The organism is Armatimonadota bacterium, assembly GCA_016869025.1.
In the GTDB taxonomy this organism is placed as follows: domain Bacteria; phylum Sysuimicrobiota; class Sysuimicrobiia; order Sysuimicrobiales; family Humicultoraceae; genus VGFA01.
Genome location: VGFA01000014.1, coordinates 24,085 through 50,624 on the forward strand (window position 1 = coordinate 24,085; position 26,540 = coordinate 50,624).

The window sequence follows — 26,540 nt, forward strand, 5'->3', positions numbered from 1 at the left end:
CGGCCGGGCCGCGGATCAAGGTCCGGCCGGGGCTCCAGACAACAGGAGGGGCGTTCCGTTGCGCCGAACTCCGGAGGCGCGTCCCCAGTGCACGCGAGGAGGGTGTTGTGTATGACGTCCGGCGAGAAGGCGATGCGCGTTGAGCGTGACTCGCTGGGAGCCATGGAGGTCCCTGCCGAGGCATACTACGGCGCGCAGACCGCCCGGGCCATCCAGAACTTCCCGATAAGCGATCAGCGGTTCCCGCGCGTCTTCATCCGCGCGATGGGCCTGATCAAGCGCGCGGCGGCCGAGGTGAACGCCGACCTGGGCCTGCTCGACCGCGCGCTCGCCGGGCCGATTGTCCGCGCGGCCCAGGAGGTCGCCGACGGCGCGTTCGATTCCGAGTTTCCGCTCGACATCTACCAGACCGGCTCGGGAACCTCCACCAACATGAACGCCAACGAGGTGATCGCAAACCGGGCCGCCGAGCTGATGGGCGCAGCGCGCGGCGCCAAGACTGTCCATCCCAACGACCACGTGAACATCTGCCAGTCGAGCAACGATGTCATCCCCACCGCGATCCATCTGGCCGCGCTGCTCGTGCTGCGCGAGGATCTACGCCCGGCGCTCGACGAGCTGGAGGCGGCGCTCCGCGCGAAGGCGGCGCAGTTCCACGGCATCATCAAGACCGGCAGGACGCACCTGATGGATGCCACGCCCGTACGGCTGGGCCAGGAGTTCGACGGGTACGCCGACCAGGTGGCCGGCGCCGGGCGCCGCCTTGGCTACGCCGAGGCCGAGCTCCGTGAAGTAGCGCTGGGCGGCACCGCGGTCGGGTCAGGGATCAACGCCCACCCCGAGTTTGCTGCGCGTGTCTGCGCCCGGCTCACCGAGCTGACGGACATCTCGCTGCGCGAGACCGCGGCGCACTTCCAGGCGCAGGCCTGTCTGGATGTGGTGGTCTTTGCGTCGGGAACGGTCCGAGCCTACGCCACGGCGCTGACCAAGATCGCCAACGACATCCGATGGATGGGATCAGGGCCGCGTGCAGGCCTGGCTGAACTCGTTCTCCCGGCGGTCCAGCCGGGATCCTCGATCATGCCGGGCAAGGTGAACCCGGTAATCGTCGAGTCCGTGATCCAGGCCTGCGCCCAGGCCCTCGGGAACGACGCCGTGGTTGCCCAGGGCAATCAATGGGGCAACTTTGAGCTGAACACGATGATGCCCGTGATGGCGCACAGCCTGCTCGGCGCGATCGCCCTGCTGGCCGCGGCCTCGCGCAACTTCGCCCGCCAGTGCGTCACCGGCCTGGAGGCGACCGGCCGCGGGCCTGAGTCGGTCGAGCGCGGCCTGATGCTGGCAACCGCGCTGGCACCGGTCATCGGGTACGACGCCGCGGCCGAGATTGCCAAAGAAGCCGCCCTGACCGGGAAGACCGTGCGCGAGATCGCACTGGCGCGCGGTGGGCTGACCGCCGAACAACTTCGGGAAATACTGAACCCTGAATCCATGACCGAGCCGGGCGTACGCGGCATCCTGGGCGGGGGCTAACAGGGCGTGGGGGTCCGGCAGGGCGTGGGGGGTCAGCCGGGCGTGGGGGACCAGCAGGGCTTGTTCGAACGTGTCTACGCGGCGGTCCGCAGAGTGCCGCGCGGGCGCGTAATAACATACGGCGAGATCGCCCGGCAGGTGGGGCTGCGCAACGGCGCCCGCACCGTGGGCTGGGCGCTGGCATCGCACCCAGACGGAGAGGCGGTACCATGGTGGCGGGTCGTGCGGAGTGACGGAACGATCGCCAACCGGCAGTTTGCCGCCGAGCAGAGGAAGCGGCTGCGTCGCGACGGCGTGCGGTTCGCGCTAGACGGGAGCGTAGATCTGGCCCGGTACGGATCGTGATCCGGCGTGTCTACCTCAGAAGGGGGCCGGATTGTAGTCCGCGCCGCCCGGCCAGCCACGCTGCCAGCGCGCCGGCTGAGCAAACCCCGGCGCCGGAAAGCACGGCGGCCGGTGCGCCCAAGGCCGAGGCCAGGGATCCCATGAGCAGGCCTCCGAGGGGCGCGGTTCCAAAGAAAGCAAGGATATAGATGCTCATCACCCTGCCCCGTAGCCCATCGGGCACAATGGACTGAATCGTGGTGTTGGTTGACGACAGGTAAGAGGTCATCGCGCCGCTCAACACGACCATGAGCACAAGCGACAGGGCGTAATAAGAGCTCAGGGCAAACGCGGCCAGCAGCACGACGAATGCGGCCTGCGTGCCCAGGATGACGTTCCCAGGGTTCCTGGGCCGCGACGATGCCAGGGCCAGCACCCCGATGGTGGCGCCGAGACCGCTGGCGGTCATAAGCATCCCGAACCCCTGCGCGGACACGTGCAACACATCGCGGGCAAAGACCGGCATCAGGACCGTGAACGGCAGCCCGAATACGCCGGTGACAGCCAGAAGCCCCAGGAACCTGCGCAGCGCCGGGTGCTGCCAGGCAAAGGCAACGCCCTCCCGGACCTCGCGCAGCACGCGCTGCCGCTCGCCGGTCGGCGGCCGGGAGTTCACGCGGATCGTCGCCAGCGCGCCCAGCACCGCCAGGTAGGTAATCGTGTTGATCGCAAAGCACGCCCCTGGACCCCCTCGCGGTCCGAGCTGGCCGATCACGAACCCGGCGATCGCGGGGCCTAGGATCCGCGACCCGTTGAACATCGCCGAGTTCAGCGCTATGGCGTTCAGCAGGTCGTCCCGCCCAACCAGGTGCGGGATCAGCGACTGCCTGGCAGGCATGTCAATCGCCGACGCGATTCCGCCGATCACGCTGACTGCCAGGATCTGCCAGACCTCGATCCGGCCCGCAAGTGTCAAGACCGCAAGGACCATGGAGATCGCCATGAACGTTCCCTGGCTGGCCAGAAGCAGGTGACGCTTCTCGGACCGATCGGCGATGACGCCTCCGACCAGGGCCAGGAGCATGGTGGGGATGGTGTTCACCATCATCACCGTCCCCAGCATCAGCGGCGATCCGGTGAGGTCGTAGACGAGCCAGGACAGGGCCGTGGTCTGGCCCCAGGAACCGGTGAGGGAGACCAGGCCGCCCCACCAGAACCGTCGGTAGTTCGGGTAGCGGAGAGCGCTGAAGGTGGTGGCGGCCCGGATGCCCCTAATGTCGGCGAGGATCATTTGCCTCCGGCGGAGCCGGAATCGAGCGGCTGCCGCATCGCGTCGAGGAACGCCTCGATGTCACGGCGGAAGAGACGGTACATCTTCCCCAGCTTAACGGCCGGCAGCAGGCCCTCGCGGATGTACCTGTAGAGCGTGATCTTGTGAACCTGGAGATACTCCGCCGCCTGCTCGACCGTCAGAATCTCCTGATCCAGCAGCGGCTCACGCTGACGCACCGTTCCACCACCCCCTACTGCTTGACGAACTCGATCCACTGGGCCGCCGCCTCCTGCGCCCGATCGGCCCGAAACCTGTAGTACTTGAGGTTGTCGCGCTCGACCACCTGTACCAGATGGGCCGCGCGCAGCATCGCCATGTGGTACAGGGCGGTCACATGCGACACGCCCAGCGCCTTGGCCAGTTCTTGGAGGTACATGTCGCGGCCGGCCAGCAACCGCAGGATTCTCAGGCGCGTCTCGTCGCCCAGCGCCTTGTAAAACCGCAGAAGCTCAGGCGGCACGCCCCCTGTGGTCGAGGACTCAATTGGGTATATGAAGACGCGGATGCCCTGGTAGGCGGTGAGCAAGTTGTAGGGACGGAAGAAGTACGTGGGCGCCAGCACCACTCCGGCGAACGAGGCACCGGGCTCCAGGACGAAGCCGCCGGTCGCCTGCTCCACCAGCTCGGTGCTGCCAGAAACCGTTGCCCGACGCGCGAGCGCGGCCGCGGACTGCTCAAGCAGGGGTACGACCCGCGCCTCCTCGTTGGCGTAGACCCTGGCGTAGCCTTCGCGCAGCAACCGGACCAACCGGGACTTTGCCTCAGAGGGTGAGAGCACCACCAGACGCCGCAGCGAGTCCACGTCGGCTTCCGAGTGGGTGGCCGCTAGAAACGCCTCGACCGCGTCCTGCGACCCACCGATCGCGGCGCGCAGGAGCGGCAGTTCCTGACGATCGGGCAACGCCCCGACCAGCATCAACTCGAGCAGGGCTTCCGCCGGTGTGGACTGGATGCGCTTGATGAACGCGCGCACCGACAGCCCGGGGGTGTGCTCGAGCACGCCTACCAGTCCGAGCGTCGGCCCAAGTCTGGGGAAGAACAAGGCGAGGTCGGCCCGCAGGTTGGCCCCCAGGGCACCGCGCGCGCGCTCGACCCAGTCGGACGAGACCTCGAACCCCCGGCCCTCCTCGCTGCGCTCCAGCAGGTAGAGGCATGCCAGGAAGTCATAGGCAGGCGAGGGATCAATTCGGACCCGCAGTTCATGGCGAGGCGCGGTCAGGTCTATGACCTTCAAGCCAGCCCACTCCTATGTAGATAGCTATCTACATAGGAGTAAACCACACCTTACCAGCGCGCGCAAGTGGCAGGCGGCGGCTTGCGGCGGTCACGAGCATTGCGAACAGGCCCAACCAGCGTCCATCGTGCTGTATCAGGGCTTCAGGGTGAAACTGCACCCCGACGATGAATGGATCGTCACCGGACGCTTCCACGGCTTCGATCACCCCGTCGTCGGCCCATGCCGCGGCCACGAGCCCGGCGCCGGGCGTCTCAACGGCCTGCAGGTGGCGCGAGTTGACCAGTACATGGTCCTCGCCCACCACGACCGAGAGGTGCGAGTGCGGAGCGATCCGGATCCGGTGTGCCCTGTGCTCTTCCGGATCCATCATGCGGTGCCCGAGCGCGCCCGGCCAATCCAGCGCCAGGTTGCGCACAAGCGTCCCTCCCAGGGCTTCGTTGATCGTCTGCATTCCGCGGCAGATGCCCAGCATCGGCACGCCCTGCTCAGCGGCGGCTAAGACTAGGGCGTGCTCGAACCGATAGCGCTCGGGGTCCGTCTCCTCGAGCGACGGCCGGGGGTGCTCGGCAAGGAAACCCGCGGACAAGGGCCGGCCTCCCGCGAGCAACAGGCCGTCCAACCTCTTGATGAGGTCTCCGGCCGCGGCCCGATCCCCCTCCACAGGCAGGAGTACGGGGAGGCCCCCGGCACGCGAGAGTGCCGCGGCGCATAGTCCGTCCCCCGCAGAACCGCGGTCAGCGCGCTCAAGCGCCAGAGGCACCGGAATCCCGATGGACGGCCGGCCCATCGCCTCACTCCATCCCCAGCCGCGGGTCCAGCACGTCCCGCAGCCCTTCTCCTACGAGGTTCACCGCCAGCACCAGCGCGACAATCGCAAGCCCGGGGAAGGTGGAAACCCACCAGGCGGTCAGCATGACGTCGCGGCCGTCCGCCACCATCGAGCCCCAGGCCGGCAGGCGCGGCGGCAGACCCATGCCCAGGAACGACAGCGACGCCTCCAGCACGATGAAGTGCCCCATGCGCAGCGTGCCGAGCACCACGCTCGTGTGGATCATGTTGGGGAGGATGTGCCGGCCGAGGATCCGGGTGCTGGAGGCCCCCAGCGCGCGGGCGGCGTCAACATACTCTCGGTTGCCCTGGCTGAGGGTGTCGCCGCGCGCCACCCGGTAGAACTCCACCCATCCCTTGAATGCCAGCGCCATCACGAGATTCCAGAATCCCGGCCCCAGCGCCGCCATGACCCCAATGGCAAAGATCAGATGCGGGAAGGCCATCAGTAACTCGGCGAACCGCGAGACGAGACCGTCCGTCGGCCCCCGGAAGAACCCGGCGGCCAGGCCGAGCACCAGGCCAGGAATCAGCGACATCACGGTGGCCGTCGCGCCGACGAGCAGCGAGATCCGGCCGCCGTAGATGATCCGCGACCACACGTCGCGGCCAAGGCCGTCGGTGCCCAACCAGTGGGCTGGTGCGCCGCCCGGCATCCAGGAAGGAGGGGCCAGTCGGTTCTCCAGCCGCGAGGCGCCCGGGTCGAACGGCGCGGCCTGCGGTGCGAACACCGCCAGGAGCGCAATGGCGACCATGACCACCGCCCCGGCAACTGCCGAAGGATGACGCGCCAATCGCAGCAGGGTGAGCGCGATGCCGCGGCGGCTGGGCCTTGGAGGGGAAACCACTCTGGCGGCTACCGCCATTGCCTCACCACTTCGGCGCTACAGCGAGATGCGCGGGTCCAGGTAGATGTAGCACAGGTCCACCGCCAGGTTGGCAAGCACGAACGTGAACGCGTAGAGCATGACCGCGCCCTGCACCACCGGGTAGTCGCGGCTGAAGATCGCGTCCACGACCATGCGGCCCATCCCAGGCCATCCGAAGACCGTCTCGACGATCATGTTACCGCCGAGCAGCACACCTACCTGCAGCCCGACAACGGTCACCGTCGGGATGAGCGCATTGCGCAACGCGTGGCGCCAGACGACCACCCGGCTGGCCAGGCCTTTGGAGCGCGCCGTGGTAACGTACTGCTCACGCATCACCTCGACCATGCTGGACCGTGTCACCCGGGCGACTATCGCCATCATGCTGGCGCCCAGCACGACGGCCGGGAGGGTAAGGTGCCTCAGGACGTCGCCTAAAGCCGCCCAGTTGCGCGTGAGCACGCTGTCCAGCAGATAGAACCCGGTCACAGGTGTCAGGAGGACCTCGTGGCTCACGCGGCCCGAGGTCGGGAACCAGCCGAGCCTGACCGCAAACACGATGATCCCCACGATGCCCAGCCAGAACGCCGGCATCGAGATACCCAGGAACGCGCCGCCCATCGCCATCCGGTCCAGCCACGAGCGCTGGTAGACCGCTGAGAGCACTCCTATCGGCAGGGCCACCAGCAATGCGACGACCGTGGCGGCCAGGGCCAGCTCGATCGTGGCCGGCAGCGCCTCGACCAGCATTCCAAACACAGGGCGACGCCGGGCGAACGAGGTGCCGAAATCGCCGCGGGCCGCGTCGGCGACGAACCGCACCAGTTGCCCGGTCAGCGGCTGGTCGAGGTGGAAATCCCGACGGAGGCGGTCGAGGTCCTGCTGTGAGACCGCCCCCGTCTGCCCGAGCATGATGTCCACGGGATCGCCCGGCAGCATCCGCATCACGATGAACACGATCACCGCCACCCCCAGCATGATCGGGATCGTGTTCAGGATGCGGCGCGCCAGAACGAGCGTGCGCACTCGGCTACCGCACCGTGTAACCCGCCTCGCGAAGCAGCGTACGGGCCCGCGTCAGATCGTACGTGTACGGCCGCAGGCGCGGGTTGTAGCCGAACCCGCTGGGCAGGAACGCGGTGGCCAGCCGTGTGCCGTAGCCCCTGTATATGGCCTTGAGGATCGCGTCCCAGTTGACCGCGTGGTTGAGCGCCTGGCGGACTTTCAGGTCGTTGAACGGTGGCTTGGCGTTGTTCAACTCGACCCCCGAGACGCGCGTCCCCTGTGTGGTCTTGACCTCAGTGCGGGGGTCACGATCAATCTCGGTTATCAGGTCCACGGGCATGTCCTCGATGATGTGCACCTCCCCGGCCTTCAGCGCGGCCACGCGGGTCGCGGGCTCGGGCATCATCCGGAAGACCACGCCCCGCAGCGGCGCCGGGCCGACCGGCGCCAGTTCGGGCGCGCCGCCGTAGTACTTGTCATAGCGCTCCAGCACTATCTGGCCATCCACGCGGCCGGCTAGGTACTTGAACGGTCCGGCGCCCACCGGGCGCTCGGCGAACGCGCGGTCGCCGACGGTCTGAATGTAGCGCTTGGGCACGATCTGGAAGTGCACCAGCGCCTGCATGAATGCCGGGAACGGGCGGGCGAGGGTAAAGCGCACCACGTTCTCGCCAACGCGCTCGACGCGGTCGAGCGGGCCCAGCAGCGCGCGGCGGGGACTGCTGGCGCCGGCGATGGCCCCGTCCTTGAGTATGCGCTCGAAGGTGAAGAGGACGTCCTCGGCGGTCAGCGGATCGCCGTTGTGGAACGTCACGCCCGAGCGGATCGTGAACTCATAGGTGGTCGGTGACGGCTGCCGCATGGCCGAGGCCAGTTCAAGCACCACTTGGTCCTTGGTCGTCCGAGTAACCAGGCCGTCGAAGATGTTGCGCAGCACCGTCTCGGTCTTCCGATCGCGAAACATCGCGGGGTCGAACGTCGCGATCGCGTTGGTGTTCATCCCAACCACGATGACCCCACCGCGGCTCAGGCGCACGTCGTGCAGGTTGATGCGGCTGTCCATCGAGGCTTCCCAGTTCTCAACCAGGCTGCTGGCGCCGTGGATATCCTGGCGGAAGTACGCGAAGATCCAGGGGGCCTCCCGGAAGATTATGTCCTGGACTTTGAAGTAGGCGTCGCGGCGGGCGGTGTTATCGGCCCCGGTAGAACCGACCACGAGCAGTTCGTCCACCTCTTTGTTGGAGTAGAACGAGTAGTTTCCGCGGCCGCCGGTGGTCAACTTGGGCTCGGCCAAGTCGAATGGCTCGAAGAACGCGCTCCCCCAGTCGGTCATGTAGGCCAGGCGCTCTCCGGCCTGCATGCGAGCGATCATGCTGGTGCGCTCCCAGACACGGACCTCTACCTGGGCGCCCAGCGTGCGGAGGTTGTCGGCGATCGCCTCGGCCTCGGGCCGGCGGAACGCCTCGGTGTCGAGGGCGAAGGCGAGCACGCGGTCCTGAGCACCGGCCGGTGCAAGCAGGCCGGCGGATACGGCAAGCAGGGCTACCGCGGTGAGCAGACGCGGGTATCCTCCCATGGTGCCTCCCTCCTCAGATCGAATACGCGCGGCGGATCGTGAACCGATAGCGATCGCCGCGGTAGTACGCGTTGTCGTGCGTAATCGGCTTTCCCGACGCGGTGAGCACGGTCCGGTCACTGGCCACTACGGCCGCGCCCTCACTGATCTGCAGTATGCGGGCGACCTCGTCCGGTGCAGGCGCGGCTTCGTAGGCCTGCACGACCTGAGCCGGCTCCAGCCCGGCAACGCGGCGCACGTGCTCCAGCACCAACCCGAAGGTCACGCGGCCCTCGGCCTCGGCGGCCAGCAGGGCACGCGCGGTTGGCTCGCCTGTCTCAGGCGGCAGATGAATCCGGTAGAACGCCAGGGGCGCACCGTCGGCCATGCTCACCATGTCCACGACGACCACCGTCTCACCCAGGGACAGCCCCAGAGCCTTTGCGATCTCGGCATGCGCCTGCGCGGTGCGAATGCCGAGAAGTCTTGCCGTGGGTCTGTATCCGGCAGCGGAGACGGCCTCTGAGAACCGCACCACGCGTGAGAGGTCCTGGTCTATCTTGGACCGCGCCACGAAGGTCCCCTTGGCCGGCACGCGCATCAGGAGTCCTGAGGCCACCAGGTCGTGGATGGTCTGCCGGACCGTTGTGCGGCTGACCCCGTAGGTCTCGCAGATCTCCCGTTCGGATGGGATGCGCTCGCCCGGGGGGATCTCCCCCGAACGGATGGCGCGGACGAGGGCGGCACCGAGCTGCCGGTGCAGAGGAATGGCGTGGTGGCGCTTCAGCTTCATCGTCGCCCCACTCATCGTCGCCCCACGGTCAACGCCCCACGCGTCGTCGCGCCGGACTGGTTACTACCAGTGGTGACCAATGCTACGACCCGAGGCTACGACCCGAACGCCCGTAACTCCTCCTGCCGGCCGGGTCACCTGCCAACCGGGTCCCCCACGGAGTCAGTGCGGCGCCTGCGAGAGGTACTTGTCGAACCAGGCCAGCAGCCGCTTGAGCCGCTCGATCCTCGGCTTGGGCCGGCCGTTGGAGCTCATCTGGTGGCTCTCTCCCAGGAACCGCAGGAACGCGGCCTCCTTGCCCATCTTCCGCAGCGCCATGTAGAACTGCTCCGACTGCTCGACCGGGCACCTGTGATCGGCCTCGTTGGCGATGATCAATACCGGGGTGGTGACGTTCTTCGCGTACATGAGTGGGGACTCCCTCAGCAGCTTGCCGGGATCGTCCCAGGGCGTGGCGCCCCACTCCAGCTCGGCCCAGGTGGCGCCTATGTCGCTTGTGCCGTAGAAGCTGATCAGGTTGCTGACGCACACCTCGGTTATCGCGCAGCGGAACCGATGCGTGTGCCCGATCAACCAGTTGGTCATGAAACCGCCGTACGAGCCACCGGTGACGGCCACGCGGCCGGCATCAATGAACCCCAGCGTGATCGCGTGGTCTATCCCGCGGAGGATGTCCTCGCTGTCCTTGCCGCCCCAATCGGTCACTACCGCCCGCGTGAACGCCTCACCGTAACCCTGGCTGCCGCGCGGGTTCGTCCACACCACGACGTACCCGCGCGCCGCGAGCAGGGCCACGTAGTGGTTGAATGCGTACCCGTAGGCCGCGTGCGGGCCGCCGTGTATACGCAAGATCGCCGGGTACTTCTTCCCGGGATCGAACCCCGGCGGGGTGAGCAGCCATCCCTCCATCGGCCAGCCGTCGGCTCCCGGGTACGAGAACGGCCGTGGCTCGCCCAGGTCGAGGCCGGCGAGCAGATCGTCGTTGAAGCCGGCGAGCCGGCGGGGCTCGCCTGATTCCGGAAGCAGCCACAGTTCGTCCAGCGACGCAGGGCCTATGCGCTGGTAGACCACCTGGCCTGCTGCCGCCGTCAGGTCGGCGACCACCTCGTCTCCGTCGGTGAGTTGCCGGACCGCGCGGTCGGCGACCTCCACGCAGTACAGGTGCGTGCGGCCTCCGGTGGTGGAGAGGAAGATGATCGCGCTGCTGTCCTGCGTCCAGGCCGGGACCGGGAACATGGGCGTCAGGCGCACGTCGCTGCCCACGGCATTCCCCACTGAACGGTCGAGGCCGGCGGTGAGGTTGACCGCCTCTCCTCCTTCAACAGGAACGATCCATACCCCGAAGTTCGTCGCGCTCTTGGCGTGGAAGTCGTGCCCGACGAAGGCCACGTAGCGGCCGTCGGGTGAGGGCACCGGCGAGACGCATGGACCGGAGTTGTGCGTCAACTGTCGCAGCGCGCGCGTCTGGACATCGGCGGCCCACACGTCGCGCACGAACGACAGGTCCGCTTCCGGAGTCCGGTTGGCGAGAAAGACGATCTCGCGGCCCCCTGGTAGCCAGGCCGGGGAGTCGTGGTCATAGTCACCATCGGTGATCCGGGACGGATCCCCGCCGCCCAGGGGCACGGTCCAGACGTGCGCGTAACCTTCAAGAAACCCCATCGCGTCGAACTTGTACTTGGGGCGGGTCACCTCCCGGACGATCACCTCTTCGTCGGCATCTCCGGTCTCGACTTCGCCGGAGGCGCCCCGTGACACGAAGGCCAGGGTTCGCCCGTCGGGCGACCAGGCCGGCTGGCTCACGCCTGCCTTGAAGAAGGTCAACTGGCGGGCCTCCCCGCCATCAGAGGGGATGACCCACAGCTGCATCGCCGCGCGCTTGCGGCCGCGGCGCCTGCCGCCGCGGTTGGACAGGAACGCGATCCACCGGCCGTCCGGAGACCAGACAGGATTCGTGTCCCGCGCCTCATCGGCGGTGAACGGCCGCGGCTCTCCGCCGGAAACCGGCGCCATCCACAGGTGCCCGCAGAACTCGTTGGCATCGTGGTCGAGCCGCGCCAGCGCGAACACCACGTGCCCACCGTCGGGTGAGATCGCGGCGTTGTGTGGAAACCGGATCTTCAGTAGATCGTCAATCTCGATCGGGCGCCTGTTCATTTGGGCCTCCATGGCGAGGTCTTTGGCAGAGCACCTGGGCCAGAGCAGGGAGATGGCGCACCGGGCTGGAATGACCCCCTGTCATCCCAAGGAGGTGACGGCCTGTGACCACGTACCGAACGGCCAGGGGCACGCTAATATTCTACTTCTTGCTGCTGGTCTTCACGACTGTAGTCGTCGGACCAGTGGTCATGGCCCAGCTCCCCGGGCTGTATGCGTTCCGTCTCCCTGTGGCGGTCTTCGCCGCCGCATGGATCATAGCCCTGCTATGGGCCTGGTACATCTACCTTTCGACCCCGTTCGAGATCACCTACCGGTTCGGGGAACCCATTGTCTTCCGCGCGCTGCTGAAGCGGACGGTGCTGGAACCGAAGGCCATCACCTCCATCACCACGGGGCCGTTCAGTCCTACGATAAGGCTGGTCCACTCCGGGGGGGCAATCAACCTGTTGGGCCAGATGGACGGTTTCCACGATTTCCTGGCGAGGATCAAGGCCGAGAACGGCAACGTGATGGTGCGGGGCCTCTAGGCCCCACCGTCCAGCACCAGCAGGTGGGCGACCCCGAACCCAATGGTCACGCCCACGTCTTCACCTTCGCGGAAGATCCCCTCCTCGAGGGGACTGCGGCCGATGGCCTGTAGCAGTGTCCCCCCAACCTTCACCTCGTACTCCACCTGCGAGCCCAGGTAGACCGCGCGGCGCACTACGCCCCTCAACGTGCCGTCCCGCGCCAGGTGCACCGTCTCGGGGCGGACCACCACGCCGACACGTGCGCCTACCGGGGGGGCCGCTGTGGCCGGCAGCGCCGCTGTCGCCTGCGGAACTGCTCTGTCGTGTGGAAACGGCACGAGCGCCTCGATCCCATCCATGGCCACCCGGCACTGCCCATCAAGGGTCTCGACCACCCGACCCTCCAGCAGGTTGACCTTTCCGACGAACTCGGCCACGAACGGGTTGGCCGGTCGCGCGTATAGCTCGGCGGGCGGGGCCAACTGCTGCATCCTTCCGCGGTCGAGCACGACGATACGGTCGGCCAGTGTCATCGCCTCGACCTGATCGTGGGTGACGTAGATCGCCGTGATTCCGACCTCGCGCTGGATGCGCCGCAGCTCGACGCGCATCTGCTCGCGCAGCTTGGCGTCGAGGTTGGACAGGGGCTCATCCAGCAGCAGCACCCGAGGCCGGGTGACCACGGCCCGCGCCACCGCGACCCGCTGCTGCTGCCCGCCGCTGAGCTGGTCGGGCGAGCGCCGGGCCAGGCCCTCGAGGCCCACCAGCGCCAGGGCATCGGCAACGCGATCCCTCGTTTCTGCCTCGCCGACCCCGCGCACCCGCAGCCCGAACGCCACGTTCTCGAAGACGTCCAGATGGGGGAAGAGCGCGTAGGATTGAAAGACCATGGCGGTTCCGCGCCCGTCCGGTGGCAGGTGCGTCACCCGCTGTCCTGCCAGCTCTATCTCGCCCGCGGTCGGGGTCTCGAACCCGGCGATGATGCGGAGCAGGGTGGTCTTGCCGCAACCGCTCGGCCCGAGCAGCGAGACGAACTCGCCGGCGTGGACCGCGAGCGACACGTCGTCCACCGCGGTCACCGGTGCGCCGGTTGGATCGGCGAATACCTTGGTGACGCGGTCCACGCGCAGGGATATCTCGCCCGCGGGTGGTGGAGTCTCATGCGCCGACATCAGAGAAACCTCCCCTGCACCGGGCTGTATCCTCGGCGGAGCATCAGCCCAATAATCCCGATGGCCACGATGACCAACGCCAGCAACACCAGGCTGTAGGCGGCGGCCGCGTTGTACCGCCCCGACCCCACCTCGCTGAGGATCTGAACGGTCATCAGGTTCCAGTTTGCCGAGACCAGGAAGACCGCGGCGCTGATCGCGGTCATCGCGCGCACGAACGCGAAGACCAGGGCCGAGAAGAATGCCGGCCGCACCAGCGGCAGCGTAACGCGCCTGAAGGTCACCGCGCTGGACGCCCCCAGGTTCGCCGCCGCCTCCTCGATCGAGGGATCTATCTGCCGGAGCACGGCGATGCCCGCCTGTATCCCCACGGGCACGTAGCGGAAGACGAAGCAGGCCACCAGGATCGCCATGGTGCCTGTCAACAGCAGCGGCCGCTGGTTGAACGCCAGGATGTAACCGATGCCGACCACGGTACCCGGCAGCGCGAAGTTGAGCAGAGAGGTCAGCTCGAGCCATCCACGCCCGGGGAACTTCCGGCGCACAACCAGGAACGCTATGGTCATGCCCAGCAGGCCGGAGATCGGGGTCGCGGTGACCGCTATTGCCAGCGTGTCCCTGATCGTCTCCTGTCCCACGCTCAGCACGTACAGGAGCGCCTCCAGCGACGGCGTGTTGTCCACGCCCCAGGTCCGCGCAAGCGCGCCGGCGGCGATTACCGCGTAGAACAAGACCACCACCCCGGCGGTGGCCGCGGTGACACCGAACAGCAGCCAGGTGGCCGCCGGGCTGGTGGCCTTGAGCGACGAACGACCCGGCTTGCCCGTGACGGTCACATACCGCCGGCTGCCCACGATGAGGCGGTAGAGGATGAACGCGGTGACAGACGGCACCAGCAGCAGCACCGACAGCGCGGCGCCTGCCTGCAGGTTGAACATGCCGGTGATCTGCAGGTAGGCCTGCACCGAGAGCACCGGAAACGCGCTTCCGGCCAGCAGCAGGGGGTTCCCGAAGTCGGCCAGCGATTCGATGAACACCACAAGGAACGCGCTGGTGATACCGGGGACAGCCAGCGGCAGGAGCACCCGTCGGAAGACCGTCCACCGCCGCGCCCCCAGGTTGAGCGCGGCGTCCTCCAGGGTGGGATCAATCCCCTCCAGCACTCCGCGGAGCACCAGGTAGGCCACCGGCGCAAAGGTCATCACCTGCGCCAGCAGCAGCCCCTTGAAGCCGTAGATGTTGAAGTCCCGCAGGCCCAGCAGGCCCGAGGTGACGATCCCGCCCCGGCCGAAGAGCAGGATGATCGCGATCGACGAGACGAAAGGGGGCGAAACGATCGGCAGGATTGCCAGCAGGTGAAACAGCCGCTTGAACGGCACGGCCGTGCGGACCAGCGTGTAGGCGTAGGCGAACCCGAGCGCCACGCTGACGGCGGCGGTCAGCCCGCCTATCATCAGACTGTTGACCACGGCCCGCTGCACGTACCACGACCGCAACTGGTCGCGGTATGCTTCGAGCGAAAGCACGCCGCCCGGCGTGAGACTGACCAACAGGACGCGCACGAGCGGCCAGATGATGAAGATCAGCAGCGCGGCCTGGATCAGCGCGGCCGCCAGCAGTATGACCGGATCTGCGAGAAGCCGGCGCAGGCCTCCCCTGCCCTGTGGGAGACCCGCGCCGGTAACTACGGCACGGCTCATGTCTTATCGGCCGCCCAGCACCTCGTTGATCCAGCGGTTGACAAGGCGCAGGCGGTTCTTGCCCGCGAAGTCCACGTCGTACTTGATGAGCGGAACCAGGCGCAGCGCCGGAAGTCCGGGCTGGCGCTTTGCCTTGTCGCTCACCGGGAAGAAGAAGGTCTCGTGCTCGGCCAGACTGTTCTGCCCCTCGGGCGAGATAATCCAGTCCACGAGCCGCCTCGCCTCGGCCTCACGCCGCGCTCCCTTGACGATCGAGATCGCCGGCGCCTCAAAGCCCACGCCCTCCTTGGGGAAGACCGTGATCAGGGGGTAGCCGCGGAAGTAGAGCTGGTATAGCGCTGGGGTGAACTGGATGCCTATCGCGACCTCGCCGAAGGCCACCGCGCGGGAGGGCGCTGTGCCGCTGGTGGTGTAGGTCTGAACGTTGGGATGGAGCTGCCTCATGTAGGCAAACGCCTTGTCCTCACCCATGATCTGCACCAGCGCAACCACCATGTTGTAGGCGGTGCCCGAGGTCTGCGGGCTCGGCATCTGGATTAGGCCCCGGAGCTGCGGGCTGAGCAGGTCCTGCCAGGAAACCGGCCGCTTGATCTTACGGTCGTCCAGTACCTTGGTGTTCAGGCCGAACCCCAGCGGGTTCATGTAGAAGCTTACCCAGTAGTTCTCCGGGTCGCGGAACCGGGCGTCGAGCGCAGCGGCGCCTGGTGAGGCGTAGGGCTGCGTGAGCCCGCGGATCTTGGCGTCCACGTGGTTCTCGCTGGGCGCGCCGAACCAGACGTCCGCCTGGGGATTCCCGCGCTCGGCCTCCAGGCGGGCCAGCGCCGGGCCGGTCGAGAGAAAGGTGATCCGTGCCTCGATGCCGGTGGCCCGGCTGAACGCGCCCAGGATCTTGCGCGCGTTCTCCTCGTCCACGCTTGAGTACACGGTCAGGGACGGCGCCTGCGCCCGCGCGGCGGATGCCGGCAGCAGCAGGGCAAACACAAGCAAAAACGCGAACCATCGTCGCATTGGACAGTTCCTCCTTGATCGTGGGTCGCTTGAGGAGTTCCGCGCGGACAGCGGAACTTCCTTCCACGAGGCAGTCCGGTTCGGCCCGGTCCCACGGCCCCAGGAACCCGCCCGTGATTGACGAACAGGTGATCGTTGTGGCCAAAGAAGAGCAGTCCGAGCAGCGCGGCGCGGCTATGCGGCGCGTGCAGTCGCACCTGGCGGCGGGCATCGCGGTCGGGCAGGAGTGCCTGCGTGCGGACGCGGAGACAATCGCGGCGGCGGCGTGCCTGGTCATCGAGACCGTCTTCCGCGGCGGCAGGATCTACCTTTTCGGCAACGGCGGATCGGCCGCCGACGCCCAGCACCTGGCGGCCGAGTTCGTCGGGAGGTTCGCGTGCCCCAGGACCCCGATCCCGGCGGTCGCTTTCACGACGGACACCTCGGTGCTGACCTCCATCGCCAACGACTTCGGCTACGACCACGTCTTTGCACGCCAGGCTGAGGCGCTTGTGCGCGAGGGTGACGTGGTGATAGCGATCTCCACCAGCGGCGGATCGGCCAGTGTGGTCAAGGGGGCCGAGGCCGCCCGGCGCGCGGGCGCGAGGATCATCGCGCTGACCGGCCAGGACGGCGGCGCGCTGGCGCCGCTGGCCGATGTGACGATCCGGGTGCCCTCGGAACAGACCGCATTGATCCAGGAAGCGCACATTGCCATGGGCCACGCCATCTGCGCGGCCGTGGAGGAGGCGTGGGTGGCGGGAGACCAAACCACCGCACCGCGCGAGGGTACCGCCGGCGCATGAAGCGGTGCGCGTGGACGAACACCAATCCGTTGATGGTCGCCTACCACGACACCGAGTGGGGTGTGCCGGTACACGACGACCGCAGGCTGTTTGAGTTCCTGGTGCTCGACGCGTTCCAGGCCGGGCTGAGCTGGGCGATCGTCCTGAAGAAACGCGAACAGTTCCGCCGCGCGCTGCACGGCTTCGACCCGGCACGGATAGCCCGGTACACCGCGCGCGACCTCACCCGGCTGCTGGCCGACCCCGGCATCATCCGCAACCGTCTGAAGGTCGAGGCCACTGTTCACAACGCGCGGCGGTTTCTGGAAGCCCAGGCCGAGTTCGGTTCGTTCGACCGCTACATTTGGCAGTTTGTAGACGGACGCACGATCGTGCACCGGTTCCGCACCGTCGGCCAGATCCCCGCAACGAGCAGTCAGTCCGACGCGATGAGCCGCGACCTGCGCTCGCGCGGCTTCAAGTTCGTGGGCTCGACGATCTGCTACGCTTTCATGCAGGCGGCCGGCCTGGTGAACGACCACGTGGTGGGGTGCTTCAGGTATCGCGAGGTGGATCGGCCCGGAGGACCACCATGAGCGACTGGTACAAGGATGCCATCATCTATCAGTTGCACGTACGGGCCTTCCGTGACTCAGACGGCAGCGGCACCGGAGACTTCCGCGGCCTCATGGAGAAACTGGACTACGTTCAGGAACTCGGCGTCAACTGCCTGTGGCTGATGCCGTTCTACCCCTCCCCGCTCAAGGACGATGGATACGACATCTCCGATTACTGCGCCGTTCATCCCGACTACGGCACGCTGGACGACTTCCAGGAGTTCCTGGACGAGGCCCACCGCCGGGGCATGCGGGTCATCACCGAGCTTGTGCTCAACCACACCTCAGACCAGCACCCGTGGTTCCTTGACTCTCGGCGATCGCCCGAGTCGCCCTATCGCGACTGGTACGTCTGGAGCACCACCCACAACCGATACCGGGATGCAAGGGTCATCTTCTCGGACACCGAGGTCTCCAACTGGACATGGGACCCCGCGGCAGATGCCTACTACTGGCACCGATTCTTCAGCCACCAGCCCGACCTGAACTACGCCAATCCCGCTGTGCAAGAAGCAATCCTGGGCGTGGCTGGGTTCTGGCTGGACCGCGGCGTAGATGGGCTTCGGTTCGATGCCGTTCCATATCTTTTCGAGCGCGAGGGCACCTCCTGCGAGAACCTCCCGGAGACGCATGCCTTCGTCCGGCGGCTACGGCGCTTCATGGACGAGCGCTACGGTGACAGGATGCTCCTGGCCGAGGCAAATCAGCGGCCCGAGGATCTCTGCGCATACTTCGGGGAAGGCGACGAGTTCCACGCGGCCTTTCATTTCACGCTGATGCCCAGGATGTTCATGGCAATCCGGCGCGAGGACAGGCAGCCGATCGTGGATGCCGTTATCCAAACACCACAGGCCCCTTTCACCTGTCAGTGGGTCATCTTCCTCCGCAACCACGACGAGCTCACCCTCGAGATGGTCACCCAGGAGGAGCGCACGTACATGCAGGCCGAGTATGCCCGAGAGCCGCGCATGCGGCTGCATCTGGGCATCCGGCGCCGGCTGGCCCCGCTGCTCGATAACAGCCGCCGGAGGATCGAGGTGTTGAACAGCCTGCTCCTCTCGCTGCCGGGCACCCCGAGCATCTACTACGGGGATGAGATCGGCATGGGGGACAACTTCTACCTGGGCGATCGCTCGGGCGTACGCACGCCCATGCAGTGGAACTCAGACCGCAACGCCGGGTTCTCGTCGGCGAACCGCCAACAACTCTATCTGCCGGTGGTCGTCGATCCGGAGTTCCACTACGAGGCCGTCAATGTCGAGGCACAGCAGCGCAATCCGGCCTCCCTTCTGAACTGGATGAGACGGGTGATCGGCATCCGACAGCGGTTCCCCGTATTGGGACGGGGCGCGCTCGAGTTCCTCGAGCCGGCCAACCCGAAGGTGCTCGCCTACCTGCGGACGGACTTCGAAACCACGATCCTCTGCGTCGTCAACCTCTCGCGCTACGCGCAGCCCTGCGAGCTGGATCTCCGGCGCTTCGTCGGGCTGGTGCCGGTCGAGCTCTTTGGCAACACACCGTTCCCGCCGATTGGCGATCTTCCCTACTTCCTCACCCTCGGACCCCACAGCTTCTACTGGTTCCGCCTGTCCGGGCCATGAGCGGCGGCGCAGGGATGAGCGGCGGCGCAGGGCGCGACCGTCTTGCGGTCCTGCTGGACTTCGATGGCACGCTCGCCGAGATCACCGACCGGCCCGACGAAGCGCGCCTGGATCCCGGGCTTCGCGAGCTGCTGGAACGCCTGAGCCACAACCCCCGGGTCCTCGTGGCGGTCATCAGCGGACGGGCACTCGGGGACATCCGCCGGCGCATCGGCCTGGAGCACATCCTGTACGCGGGAAACCACGGTTTGGAGCTCGCAGGGCCCGGGTGGACGCTGGCGCACGATGCCGCCATGGAGGCCCAGGGCCTCGTCGGCGCGTGTTGCGACCGGCTCTCTCTTCGTCTGCGCGACGTTCATGGCGCCCTCGTGGAGAACAAGGGTCTCTCCGCCAGCGTTCACTTCCGTCTGGTTGCCGGTGAACAGGTCGAAGCGGTGCGGCGGATCGTGCTCGAGGAGATCGAGCGGGTTTCGGCGGGTCGCCTTGAGGCCAGGGAAGGCAAGATGGTCCTGGAGATACTGCCGGCGCTGGACTGGGACAAGGGAAAGGCCGCGCGCTGGCTGCTTGAGCGCGCCCTTGGTAGCGGTTGGGAGGCGCGGTGCGCGGTCGTCTATGTCGGCGACGACAGCACCGACGAAGACGCGTTCGTGGCGCTCGCGGAAGATGGGATCACCATCCGGGTGTCCCCGCACCCGCAGCCGACCGCCGCCCGCCACCAGGTGAGAAACGTCGGGGACGTGCGCCGGCTACTCGAAGCGATCGCGGGCTGGATGACCGCTCCTGCCTAGCCCTCCCATGGCAGATCAGGCACCCCTCGGCGGTGATTGAGCAGCCGTGCCAGCACGAACAGGCAATCGGAAAGCCGGTTGAGGTAGCGCAGGATCTCAGGGTTGACCTCGGCCGAACGTGCCAGCGTCACCGCGCGTCGCTCAGCGCGGCGGACCAGCGCGCGGGCCAGGTGGCAGATCGCCGCCGGCGCGCTTCCCCCGGGCAGGATGAACGCGTGCTGGGGCGGTATCTCTGCTTCCCAGCCGTCTATCAGGGCTTCGAGGGCCAGGACGGCGACCGCGCCGAGACCGGGCACCGCGCCTGGACCCGGGGCGGCCGGCTTCGGAGTAGCCATCTCGGAGCCCACCTCGAAGAGCGTGCGCTGGAACCCCTGGATGACCTCTGCCAGGCCCGCGTCCACGTGCACGGCCAGCAGTCCCAGCGCGCTGCAGGCCTCGTCGAGCGCGCCGTAGGCCTCGACCCGGAGGTCGTCCTTGGGCACGCGGCTCCCCCCAATCAGGCCTGTCTCGCCGCGGTCACCGGTCCTGGTGTAGATCCTTGGCATCGGCCGTCACCGGGATGTGCTTCGCAAACCAGTCCGAGATCAGACGCAGCCGCTCGAGCCGGTGCTGCGGCTGGCCGTTGCGCGAGAGATCGTGGCTCTCGTTAGGGAAGCGCACGAAGGCAACCTCGCGACCCAGCTTCTTGAGCGCCGCGAAGAGCTGCTCACCCTCGCCGATGGGGCAGCGCAGGTCGTTCTCGCTGTGCAGGATCAGCAGCGGGGTGGTGATGTTCTTCACGTAGGCCAGCGGGGACCGCTCCCAGTAGAACAGGGGGCTGTCCCAGGGCTCGCCGGGGAACTCCCAGTAGCCCTTGAAGTACGCCAGGTCGCTCATCCCCCACTGGCTCAGGCAGTTGGAGATGGACCGCATCGTCACCGCCGCCTTGAACCGGCCGGTGTGGCCGATGACCCAGTTGGTCATGTATCCGCCGTAGGAGCCGCCCTCCACGCCGAGGCGGTCAGGATCAATGTATGGAAAGCGCGAAAGCGCGGCGTCGAGTCCGGTCATGATGTCGGCGTAGTCCTCCCCACCCCAGTCGTGCTTTGTCGCAGCGGTGAAGACCTGGCCGTATCCCTGGCTGCCGCGCGGGTTGGTCAGGATCACCGCGTAGCCAAGCGAGGCCAGCATCTGGAACTCGTGGAAGAACGCCTCCCCATAGGCACCGTGCGGCCCTCCGTGTATGGTCAGGATCGCGGGATACCGACCTGTGGGCTCCAGTCCTGCCGGAGGGAACACCCACCCCTCGATCGTCCAGTCGTCGGCGCCACGGTAAGCGAACCGTTCGGGATGGCTGAGCGCCGCCTGTCCGAGCAACGTCTTGTTGACTTCTGTCAGGCGGCGTTCTCCGGAGGAAGGGATCTCCGGTCGGCCCTCGTTCAGGCCTTCCACCTCTGCCACCCAGACGTCGCCAGGGGTGGCCGGATCGGAGACGGCCAGCGCGACGCGCCGGCAGGCGGCATCGTAGGACTCGCCGTAGACCTCGCGGCGCCCCGTGGTCATCAATCCCACGGCGCCTGTGGAGACCTCGACCGCTGCCAGCTGGGTGGTACCACCCTCCGCCACCATGACGAATATGAACCGGCCGTCGGGCGACCAGACCGGCTGCCCTGCGTGGGGGTGCGCCCGCATGTCGGTTATGACGTGGTGTGCCAGCGAGCGGTCGAAGTGACGGGTCAGGCAGCGAGGGTCGCCGCTGCCGTCGGCGGCCACCACCCATAGCATCGTGTTCGAGGCGCCCATGCACGCGTTCTCGTGTCCCAGGTACGCGATCATCGTACCGTCGGGCGACCAGGCCGGCATGAGAACCGGCCCAACGCCGCGGGTCAGCCGCCGCGCCTCGCCGGTGGAGAGCGCGATCGTCCAGACGTCGGCGATGTTGGTGTAGTCGGCGTCCTCGGACCGGTTGGCGACGAATGCCAGCCGCGTGCCATCAGGGCTCCACGCGGGTTCGCGATGGTCGAAATCGCCGTCGGTCACCTGCCTGGACGGCCCGCCGCCCGAGGGCACGACGAAGATGTGCTTGTACCGGTTGTCCCAGAAGCCCTCGCCATCGGCCTTGTGCTTCATGCGCGTGATCACCTTGACGTCGCCGGCAGGCTTCTCCTTCAGAGGCGGCTTGCCGGCGAAAGCGATCTGCCCGCCGTCAGGGGACCAGACGGCCTCGGAGGGGCCGTGCTCTTCCTGCGTGATCCGCGTGGCCTCACCCCCGCCGAGCGGGATCACCCACAGGTGCTTCGGGCGGGTAGCGCCGGCCTTGGGCGCAGGTCCCCGATCGGAGGTGAAGAGCAGCCGTCCCCCGTCCTGCGACCAGGCCGGCTGGCGGTCGCGGTGCTCGCCGGAGGTGAACTGGCGCGGCGCCGCGCCTCCGGTCTCGACCAACCACAGGTGCGCGTGGTACTCGTGCGACGGGCCGCCGTCGGCGCCGTTGCGCGCCGCGACGATCTCCTGCGAGTAGGCGACCGTGCGGCCGCCAGGCGAGAGCGCCACGCCGTTGATCCATCTCAGGGCCAACAGGTCTTCAGCGGTAATGCGGCGGGTCGTCATGAAGGAACCTCCGTCAGGGGTGCGCCGCTATCTCCCCAACGAAAGCCGCTCGATGAGCGGCACGGGGAGCCCTGCGGCGTCCATCTTGCGTTGTGTCTCCTCGATCGGGTAGGGAACGCGAAACAGCGTGGCGGTCGGACCTTGCGTGTCCAGAACCATGTAGGCCGCGCGTGGATCACCGTCGCGCGGCTGGCCCACGCTGCCGGGATTGATGATGTACCGGGCGCCCGGCGTCAGGGCCCGCGGGACCTCGGGCAACAGGCCCTGCGTGCTCACCCGCCGCTTCGCCTCCACGAAGATCGCGGGATGGTGGGTATGACCCACGAGCGCTATCTGGAACGGCGCCGCCAGGAAGCTCGCGCGGGCGGTTCGGCCGTCCAGGATGTACTCGTCCAGCGGCCGACGCAGGCTACCGTGCACGAGCACCAGCCCCGTGGGCAGCGTGGGGTCCTCCGTGGCGCCCTCCGCGGGGTCTGCCGTGAGGTCGGCGCGCGGGGAAAGCGCGCTCAGATAGGCCCGGGGACCGTCCTCCAACACCTGCCGGGTCCAGACGATGGCTTCCTGGGCGAAGAAGTTGAAGTTATCGGTCGGGGAATCCGACAGGGCCGCCTGGTCGTGGTTGCCCATCACCGCTGCCCACAGCAGCGGACGGAGCCGTTCGACGCACGCGTTGGGATCTGGGCCGTAGCCAACGAAGTCGCCCAGGCACACCAGCATGTCCGGCGGCTGACTGCCCTGATGCGCGAGGACTGCTTCAAGCGCCTCAAGGTTCGCGTGGACGTCTGATACGACCCCGATGCGCATCTGCGGCCCCTATTCAAACTCGCGCAGCTCGCGCTCGATCCGCTCGGCCTCTTCTGGGGTGGGAGGCCTGGGAGCGGAGCGGGCTGGCGCGGCGGACCCTCCGGTCGCGCTGCGACGCACGACCTTGAGAAGCACGAAGATGCCGATGCCCACGGCGATGGGAAGCGATAGCCAGAGAAGCAGGCCTAGGCCACGGCGCGGCGGCGCGGCAAGCACGCCTTCGCCGAACTGCGCCACGAAGTAGGCGATGATCTGCTCCCGGTTCTGTCCCTGCTGCAGCCGCTCGCGTATGATCGCGCGCATCTGCACGGCGAGCTGGGCCCCGGACTCGGCGACGGTCTGCCCGGCGCAGACCGGGCACATCAGCTCGTTCGCGATTGCCTGGATCTGGTCGTCCAGCGTCGGCCCGGCCTGCGCGGTGCCGGCAGCAAGCAGAAGCCCAACCAGGACGAACGCGGCCACCCCTGGCACGGCGCTTCTCATGCCATCACCGCCTGGGCCTGGGCGAGTTCCCATCTGCATCCCAGCGCCTTGAAGAGGGCCACCGACGCCGCGTGTTCCTCCAGCGCCTCTGTTCGGTCCAGCGCGAAGAGCACCCGGGCCAGGATCAGCCGGGCGGCTGCCTCGTGGTAGCGATCTCCACCGGCGGTGAACACGGCCAGCGCGCTCCGGATGATCCCTTCGGCCTCCCCGGCCCGGCCGTCGTACAGCAGCGCCTCCGCGAGCCCCAGGCATGCCTGGGCAGGGCCTTCGCGCTGCCCGGCCGGCCAGCGGCGGCGCGCTTCCTTGAACAGCGCGATCGCGCGACGGATTGCCCGGCGATCACGGGGACGCCCAACGCGCAGCACCAGATCACCCCGGCTGGCCGCGGCTGCGGCGATCCACTCATCGCGCCCGCCCCGCCGGGCCAGACGTAGCGTGCGGTCGGAGTAGTCCAGGCCGGCTTCGAGACACCCGTCGGCCGCGGCCGGGAGCACATCCGCCAGATCCCTGTACAAGGCCTCCACGTGGGTGCGGTACGGCACCGTGGCCTCTTCTCCCAGTATCCGGGCTGCCAGGTTGACCAGTTCGCGGGCCCGTGCCAGTCCCTCCTCCATCGGCTCGGGCCTCCGGGAATGCCGCAGCGCCGTAGAGAGGCCCAGGAGCCACAGGATCTGGAGTGACGGGTCGCCCGCTGCGCGGACCTCGCTCTCGGCGGTCTCGAACGCGATGGTTGCCCGCTCGAGCGCCGCGGCGCCCTCGGAGAAGAACGCCCGCAGCGCCACCCAGCCTGTTGAGACCGGATCGGCCGCCACGGTTTCTGCTCTCACGGGACGACGGACACCAGCGTGCCGGCGCGCAGCCGCGCCCTCCAGAGGTGGCCGAGCAGCCAGAGCGAGATCACCGCGGTCAACAGCACCCCGGTCGGGACCCCGCCGGCCAGCGGTAGCTTCGCTGCCAGGCCGAAGATCGTCTGCAGGGCCACGACGAACAGGAGCGCCAGGCCCAGTCCACCCCGCACGCCCGCGCGGATCAAGTAGGCCGTGGTTACGATGTGAGCGAGGGTTGGGAAGAACCACGCCACGACGGCAACGGCGGTCGAAAGCGGCGTTATGAACGGCGTTCCAACCAGACCGAGAGCCAGCGCGAGGAACTTCTGCCCTGCCACCAGCCCGAACCCGGCGCCCGATGCGGCGCCGTAGGCGAGAGCGGTCACGGCGTCCGTGGGCGCGAAGACGATCGCCATCAGCGGGACCGTGGCCTTGAGCAGCTCCCCGACCAGCGCCGCGATCAACAGGTTAGTCGTGAGGCCGGCCGGGCCGCGCTCCAGGCCTCCAATAGGGCCCACCCAGTCCCACGCCATCTTGGTGGCTTCCCTGGCGAAGAAACCGGCGGCGATGCCGCCGAGGAGGCACAGCCACAGCAGCGGCCTGCGGATGCTCCTGCCGGCAAGCGGGAGCAGACCCAGGAGCGCAAAGACCGCCGCGATGATTATGGACGCGTACTGCTGCATCATGCAAACCTCACAGGGAGTATGCCGGGGAAACGCACCGGGGTGCGACCGGGGGAATGCTCGGGCAGCTCACCTGGGTGCGACCTCGGCCCATTGTATGACAGGGGGCGCCGCGGGTCAATTTGGTGGGTCCGGAGGAACGCTCGACGGCAGGGACAGTGCGGCGCGCGCCCAGAGCTCGCGGACGAGTTCAAGCAGGTCCTGACGGCGGCGCTGAGTGGGTGCCAGGTCGCCGACCACGTAGCCCCCCATGTACCGATTGCGTACCGCGGAGGTGTAGAAGGGCGCCCAGAACGACTCCTCGCGGCCCTCATGCAGGACAACGACACGCCAGCCCACGCGGGCTTCGAGACGGCAGTGCCCGGGCGTGTGCACTACCCACGCATCGCTGGCATTGAACTCGCGGTGCAAGATCTCACGCAGACGGGACACCAGGAGCGGCCGGCCGGGCCAGCGCCCGGCCGGCCGCTCGGCGAATGTCGGCATCTGCGAGGAACTACCCATGCTCGAGACGGGCGTTCAGGTCGTCCATGAACGCCGCAAGGTACGCCGCGCCTATCTCCACCGGGCGCGCCCCCCGCCGGAGCACCGTTTCGGGGACCGGCATCGCGGCGGCGATCTCGTGAACAACCGGTCGCAGCGCCTTCAGGTACATCTGCAGGGACTTCTTGGCGGAACGGGTGTGGGGAACGGGCATGACGAATCCGTGCCTGCGCTCACCTGGCTCGAGCCTTCGGACACCTCTCATGCTCGCCACCTCCTCGCGGCCTCAGAGAGATCGCCTAGCGGTGCGGCGCGGCAAACTCGGTAACCGTGGGCGTGACCAGCCGCATGTAGTCCTGGACGGCCAGCGCTATCGTCTCACGGTGCGAGCAGGCGTTGAAGACGATCCTGGGTTGCGTGCTGAGGCTCTGGTCCATGTAGACCGGGACGTTGTAGAGGTGGCCGAACGGCGGCATCGCGCCCGTTTCGCAGTCCGGGAACAGCGACGCGAACTCCTCCTCGCGGGCCAGGCGGGCCGCCTTGGCTCCCAGCGCGCTCTTCAGCTTGACCAGGTCCACCCGTGCCGCGGCCGGCAGGATCAGCATTACCTGCCTGCCGTCCACGTCGGCGATCACAACCTTCGCGAACTGGCGTCCGGGAACGTGTTCTGCGGCGGCGACTTCTTGTGCGGTGTACGCTTCGGGGTGAGGTGTCAGTTCGTACCGGACACCGTGCTCGCGGAGGTAGGTCTCGAGTCGCTCTCGCCCTCGCATACCCTCTGCCTCCCTTCTGCGTGGGGGTTCCCTGCTTCCAGTGATGACGTTCCACGCCCCGGGGCAAGGCCCCTTCCACCCAACACCGTGCGGAGGTCAGGCCCT

General features: G+C 67.7%; 27 protein-coding genes. 7 read left to right on the top strand and 20 right to left on the bottom strand.

The features are described 5' to 3' along the window. The first annotated feature begins 111 nt into the window (after window positions 1-111). Together FJX73_08470 and FJX73_08475 are read left to right on the top strand one after the other, a co-directional pair. Window positions 112-1,533 (top strand): class II fumarate hydratase, encoded by a 1,422-nt coding sequence (locus tag FJX73_08470; protein MBM3470809.1) that lies wholly within the window; start codon window positions 112-114, stop codon window positions 1,531-1,533. A gap of 60 nt (window positions 1,534-1,593) precedes the next feature. Further along, on the top strand, window positions 1,594-1,878 hold the full coding sequence (locus FJX73_08475) for a methylated-DNA--[protein]-cysteine S-methyltransferase (protein ID MBM3470810.1): 285 nt from the start codon (window positions 1,594-1,596) through the stop codon (window positions 1,876-1,878). A 10-nt stretch (window positions 1,879-1,888) separates the two neighbouring features. Here the strand turns inward: FJX73_08475 and FJX73_08480 are convergent, their stop codons facing one another. The 9 genes from FJX73_08480 to FJX73_08520 form a co-directional block, all read right to left on the bottom strand. Beyond that, entirely contained in the window at window positions 1,889-3,148 is a 1,260-nt protein-coding gene (locus tag FJX73_08480; protein MBM3470811.1) for an MFS transporter, read from the bottom strand. Further along, a complete protein-coding gene (locus FJX73_08485; protein MBM3470812.1) occupies window positions 3,145-3,405 on the bottom strand; it encodes a helix-turn-helix domain-containing protein in 261 nt (86 codons plus the stop codon). The genes FJX73_08480 and FJX73_08485 overlap by 4 nt, the downstream gene beginning before the upstream one ends. Then, a complete protein-coding gene (locus FJX73_08490; protein ID MBM3470813.1) occupies window positions 3,381-4,424 on the bottom strand; it encodes a winged helix-turn-helix transcriptional regulator in 1,044 nt (347 codons plus the stop codon). The genes FJX73_08485 and FJX73_08490 overlap by 25 nt, the downstream gene beginning before the upstream one ends. Window positions 4,425-4,452: 28 nt before the next feature. Beyond that, window positions 4,453-5,214 (bottom strand): gamma-glutamyl-gamma-aminobutyrate hydrolase family protein, encoded by a 762-nt coding sequence (locus FJX73_08495; protein MBM3470814.1) that lies wholly within the window; start codon window positions 5,212-5,214, stop codon window positions 4,453-4,455. A 4-nt stretch (window positions 5,215-5,218) separates the two neighbouring features. Further along, window positions 5,219-6,121, bottom strand: a complete 903-nt coding sequence (locus FJX73_08500) for an ABC transporter permease (GenBank protein MBM3470815.1) — start codon at window positions 6,119-6,121, stop codon at window positions 5,219-5,221. Between the two features lie 18 nt (window positions 6,122-6,139). Beyond that, a complete protein-coding gene (locus FJX73_08505) occupies window positions 6,140-7,150 on the bottom strand; it encodes an ABC transporter permease (protein MBM3470816.1) in 1,011 nt (336 codons plus the stop codon). A gap of 4 nt (window positions 7,151-7,154) precedes the next feature. Further along, window positions 7,155-8,705 carry a peptide ABC transporter substrate-binding protein gene (locus FJX73_08510; GenBank protein MBM3470817.1) on the bottom strand — a complete coding sequence of 517 codons (1,551 nt, stop codon included), beginning with the start codon at window positions 8,703-8,705 and terminating at the stop codon, window positions 7,155-7,157. A 13-nt stretch (window positions 8,706-8,718) separates the two neighbouring features. Then, the gene (locus FJX73_08515) at window positions 8,719-9,492 is read right to left on the bottom strand and encodes a GntR family transcriptional regulator (protein ID MBM3470818.1); all 774 of its coding nucleotides are present in this window, start codon (window positions 9,490-9,492) and stop codon (window positions 8,719-8,721) included. 147 nt (window positions 9,493-9,639) lie between these two features. Further along, window positions 9,640-11,646 carry a S9 family peptidase gene (locus FJX73_08520; GenBank protein MBM3470819.1) on the bottom strand — a complete coding sequence of 669 codons (2,007 nt, stop codon included), beginning with the start codon at window positions 11,644-11,646 and terminating at the stop codon, window positions 9,640-9,642. Between the two features lie 92 nt (window positions 11,647-11,738). Between FJX73_08520 and FJX73_08525 the strand changes: the two genes are divergently transcribed. Then, window positions 11,739-12,164 carry a hypothetical protein gene (locus FJX73_08525; protein MBM3470820.1) on the top strand — a complete coding sequence of 142 codons (426 nt, stop codon included), beginning with the start codon at window positions 11,739-11,741 and terminating at the stop codon, window positions 12,162-12,164. Here FJX73_08525 and FJX73_08530 read toward each other — a convergent pair. From FJX73_08530 to FJX73_08540, 3 genes are read right to left on the bottom strand one after another with little or no spacing between them, the layout of a single operon-like run. After that, window positions 12,161-13,318, bottom strand: a complete 1,158-nt coding sequence (locus FJX73_08530) for an ABC transporter ATP-binding protein (protein ID MBM3470821.1) — start codon at window positions 13,316-13,318, stop codon at window positions 12,161-12,163. The two genes, FJX73_08525 and FJX73_08530, sit on opposite strands and share 4 nt — an antisense overlap. Further along, window positions 13,318-15,018: an iron ABC transporter permease gene (locus FJX73_08535; protein MBM3470822.1), complete on the bottom strand. Its 1,701-nt coding sequence runs from the start codon at window positions 15,016-15,018 to the stop codon at window positions 13,318-13,320. Before FJX73_08535 ends, FJX73_08530 begins: the two co-directional genes overlap by 1 nt. A 3-nt stretch (window positions 15,019-15,021) precedes the next feature. Beyond that, window positions 15,022-16,026 (bottom strand): ABC transporter substrate-binding protein, encoded by a 1,005-nt coding sequence (locus FJX73_08540; protein ID MBM3470823.1) that lies wholly within the window; start codon window positions 16,024-16,026, stop codon window positions 15,022-15,024. A gap of 176 nt (window positions 16,027-16,202) precedes the next feature. Here FJX73_08540 and FJX73_08545 point away from each other — a divergent pair, with 176 nt between their 5' ends. Genes FJX73_08545 through otsB form a run of 4 tightly spaced genes read left to right on the top strand, consistent with a single transcriptional unit; the run spans window position 16,203 to window position 19,796 of the window. Next, window positions 16,203-16,811 carry an SIS domain-containing protein gene (locus tag FJX73_08545; GenBank protein ID MBM3470824.1) on the top strand — a complete coding sequence of 203 codons (609 nt, stop codon included), beginning with the start codon at window positions 16,203-16,205 and terminating at the stop codon, window positions 16,809-16,811. Then, window positions 16,808-17,386, top strand: a complete 579-nt coding sequence (locus FJX73_08550; protein ID MBM3470825.1) for a DNA-3-methyladenine glycosylase I — start codon at window positions 16,808-16,810, stop codon at window positions 17,384-17,386. The genes FJX73_08545 and FJX73_08550 overlap by 4 nt, the downstream gene beginning before the upstream one ends. Continuing rightward, complete coding sequence (gene treS / locus FJX73_08555) at window positions 17,383-19,008, top strand: maltose alpha-D-glucosyltransferase (protein MBM3470826.1); 1,626 nt, start codon at window positions 17,383-17,385, stop codon at window positions 19,006-19,008. Before FJX73_08550 ends, treS begins: the two co-directional genes overlap by 4 nt. Beyond that, complete coding sequence (gene otsB, locus FJX73_08560; protein MBM3470827.1) at window positions 19,005-19,796, top strand: trehalose-phosphatase; 792 nt, start codon at window positions 19,005-19,007, stop codon at window positions 19,794-19,796. Before treS ends, otsB begins: the two co-directional genes overlap by 4 nt. Here otsB and FJX73_08565 read toward each other — a convergent pair. The 8 genes from FJX73_08565 to FJX73_08600 form a co-directional block, all read right to left on the bottom strand. Next, window positions 19,793-20,341, bottom strand: a complete 549-nt coding sequence (locus FJX73_08565) for a cob(I)yrinic acid a,c-diamide adenosyltransferase (GenBank protein MBM3470828.1) — start codon at window positions 20,339-20,341, stop codon at window positions 19,793-19,795. The two genes, otsB and FJX73_08565, sit on opposite strands and share 4 nt — an antisense overlap. Continuing rightward, window positions 20,313-22,382 (bottom strand): S9 family peptidase, encoded by a 2,070-nt coding sequence (locus FJX73_08570; protein ID MBM3470829.1) that lies wholly within the window; start codon window positions 22,380-22,382, stop codon window positions 20,313-20,315. Before FJX73_08570 ends, FJX73_08565 begins: the two co-directional genes overlap by 29 nt. Window positions 22,383-22,409: 27 nt before the next feature. Beyond that, window positions 22,410-23,186, bottom strand: a complete 777-nt coding sequence (locus FJX73_08575) for a metallophosphoesterase family protein (GenBank protein ID MBM3470830.1) — start codon at window positions 23,184-23,186, stop codon at window positions 22,410-22,412. A 9-nt stretch (window positions 23,187-23,195) separates the two neighbouring features. Then, window positions 23,196-23,921, bottom strand: coding sequence for a hypothetical protein (locus FJX73_08580; protein MBM3470831.1), 726 nt, complete (start codon window positions 23,919-23,921; stop codon window positions 23,196-23,198). Window positions 23,922-24,492: 571 nt separating this feature from the next. Further along, on the bottom strand, window positions 24,493-25,182 hold the full coding sequence (locus tag FJX73_08585) for a hypothetical protein (GenBank protein ID MBM3470832.1): 690 nt from the start codon (window positions 25,180-25,182) through the stop codon (window positions 24,493-24,495). A gap of 114 nt (window positions 25,183-25,296) precedes the next feature. Next, window positions 25,297-25,665 carry a hypothetical protein gene (locus FJX73_08590; protein MBM3470833.1) on the bottom strand — a complete coding sequence of 123 codons (369 nt, stop codon included), beginning with the start codon at window positions 25,663-25,665 and terminating at the stop codon, window positions 25,297-25,299. A 10-nt stretch (window positions 25,666-25,675) separates the two neighbouring features. Further along, window positions 25,676-25,927: a hypothetical protein gene (locus FJX73_08595; GenBank protein ID MBM3470834.1), complete on the bottom strand. Its 252-nt coding sequence runs from the start codon at window positions 25,925-25,927 to the stop codon at window positions 25,676-25,678. A 34-nt stretch (window positions 25,928-25,961) separates the two neighbouring features. Then, window positions 25,962-26,435: a YbaK/EbsC family protein gene (locus FJX73_08600; protein ID MBM3470835.1), complete on the bottom strand. Its 474-nt coding sequence runs from the start codon at window positions 26,433-26,435 to the stop codon at window positions 25,962-25,964. Window positions 26,436-26,540: the final 105 nt, after the last annotated feature.

What these genes read in the sequence shown, in the direction of transcription:
- FJX73_08470 (MBM3470809.1), top strand. Translation starts at nt 112, where the DNA reads ATGACGTCCGGCGAGAAGGCGATGCGCGTTGAGCGTGACTCGCTGGGA.
- FJX73_08480 (MBM3470811.1), bottom strand. Translation starts at nt 3,148, where the DNA reads ATGATCCTCGCCGACATTAGGGGCATCCGGGCCGCCACCACCTTCAGC.
- FJX73_08495 (MBM3470814.1), bottom strand. Translation starts at nt 5,214, where the DNA reads ATGGGCCGGCCGTCCATCGGGATTCCGGTGCCTCTGGCGCTTGAGCGC.
- FJX73_08500 (MBM3470815.1), bottom strand. Translation starts at nt 6,121, where the DNA reads ATGGCGGTAGCCGCCAGAGTGGTTTCCCCTCCAAGGCCCAGCCGCCGC.
- FJX73_08510 (MBM3470817.1), bottom strand. Translation starts at nt 8,705, where the DNA reads ATGGGAGGATACCCGCGTCTGCTCACCGCGGTAGCCCTGCTTGCCGTA.
- FJX73_08515 (MBM3470818.1), bottom strand. Translation starts at nt 9,492, where the DNA reads ATGAGTGGGGCGACGATGAAGCTGAAGCGCCACCACGCCATTCCTCTG.
- FJX73_08520 (MBM3470819.1), bottom strand. Translation starts at nt 11,646, where the DNA reads ATGGAGGCCCAAATGAACAGGCGCCCGATCGAGATTGACGATCTACTG.
- FJX73_08530 (MBM3470821.1), bottom strand. Translation starts at nt 13,318, where the DNA reads ATGTCGGCGCATGAGACTCCACCACCCGCGGGCGAGATATCCCTGCGC.
- FJX73_08535 (MBM3470822.1), bottom strand. Translation starts at nt 15,018, where the DNA reads ATGAGCCGTGCCGTAGTTACCGGCGCGGGTCTCCCACAGGGCAGGGGA.
- FJX73_08540 (MBM3470823.1), bottom strand. Translation starts at nt 16,026, where the DNA reads ATGCGACGATGGTTCGCGTTTTTGCTTGTGTTTGCCCTGCTGCTGCCG.
- FJX73_08545 (MBM3470824.1), top strand. Translation starts at nt 16,203, where the DNA reads ATGCGGCGCGTGCAGTCGCACCTGGCGGCGGGCATCGCGGTCGGGCAG.
- FJX73_08550 (MBM3470825.1), top strand. Translation starts at nt 16,808, where the DNA reads ATGAAGCGGTGCGCGTGGACGAACACCAATCCGTTGATGGTCGCCTAC.
- treS (MBM3470826.1), top strand. Translation starts at nt 17,383, where the DNA reads ATGAGCGACTGGTACAAGGATGCCATCATCTATCAGTTGCACGTACGG.
- otsB (MBM3470827.1), top strand. Translation starts at nt 19,005, where the DNA reads ATGAGCGGCGGCGCAGGGATGAGCGGCGGCGCAGGGCGCGACCGTCTT.
- FJX73_08565 (MBM3470828.1), bottom strand. Translation starts at nt 20,341, where the DNA reads ATGCCAAGGATCTACACCAGGACCGGTGACCGCGGCGAGACAGGCCTG.
- FJX73_08570 (MBM3470829.1), bottom strand. Translation starts at nt 22,382, where the DNA reads ATGACGACCCGCCGCATTACCGCTGAAGACCTGTTGGCCCTGAGATGG.
- FJX73_08575 (MBM3470830.1), bottom strand. Translation starts at nt 23,186, where the DNA reads ATGCGCATCGGGGTCGTATCAGACGTCCACGCGAACCTTGAGGCGCTT.
- FJX73_08580 (MBM3470831.1), bottom strand. Translation starts at nt 23,921, where the DNA reads ATGCCTGGGGCTCGCGGAGGCGCTGCTGTACGACGGCCGGGCCGGGGA.
- FJX73_08585 (MBM3470832.1), bottom strand. Translation starts at nt 25,182, where the DNA reads ATGATGCAGCAGTACGCGTCCATAATCATCGCGGCGGTCTTTGCGCTC.
- FJX73_08590 (MBM3470833.1), bottom strand. Translation starts at nt 25,665, where the DNA reads ATGCCGACATTCGCCGAGCGGCCGGCCGGGCGCTGGCCCGGCCGGCCG.
- FJX73_08595 (MBM3470834.1), bottom strand. Translation starts at nt 25,927, where the DNA reads ATGAGAGGTGTCCGAAGGCTCGAGCCAGGTGAGCGCAGGCACGGATTC.
- FJX73_08600 (MBM3470835.1), bottom strand. Translation starts at nt 26,435, where the DNA reads ATGCGAGGGCGAGAGCGACTCGAGACCTACCTCCGCGAGCACGGTGTC.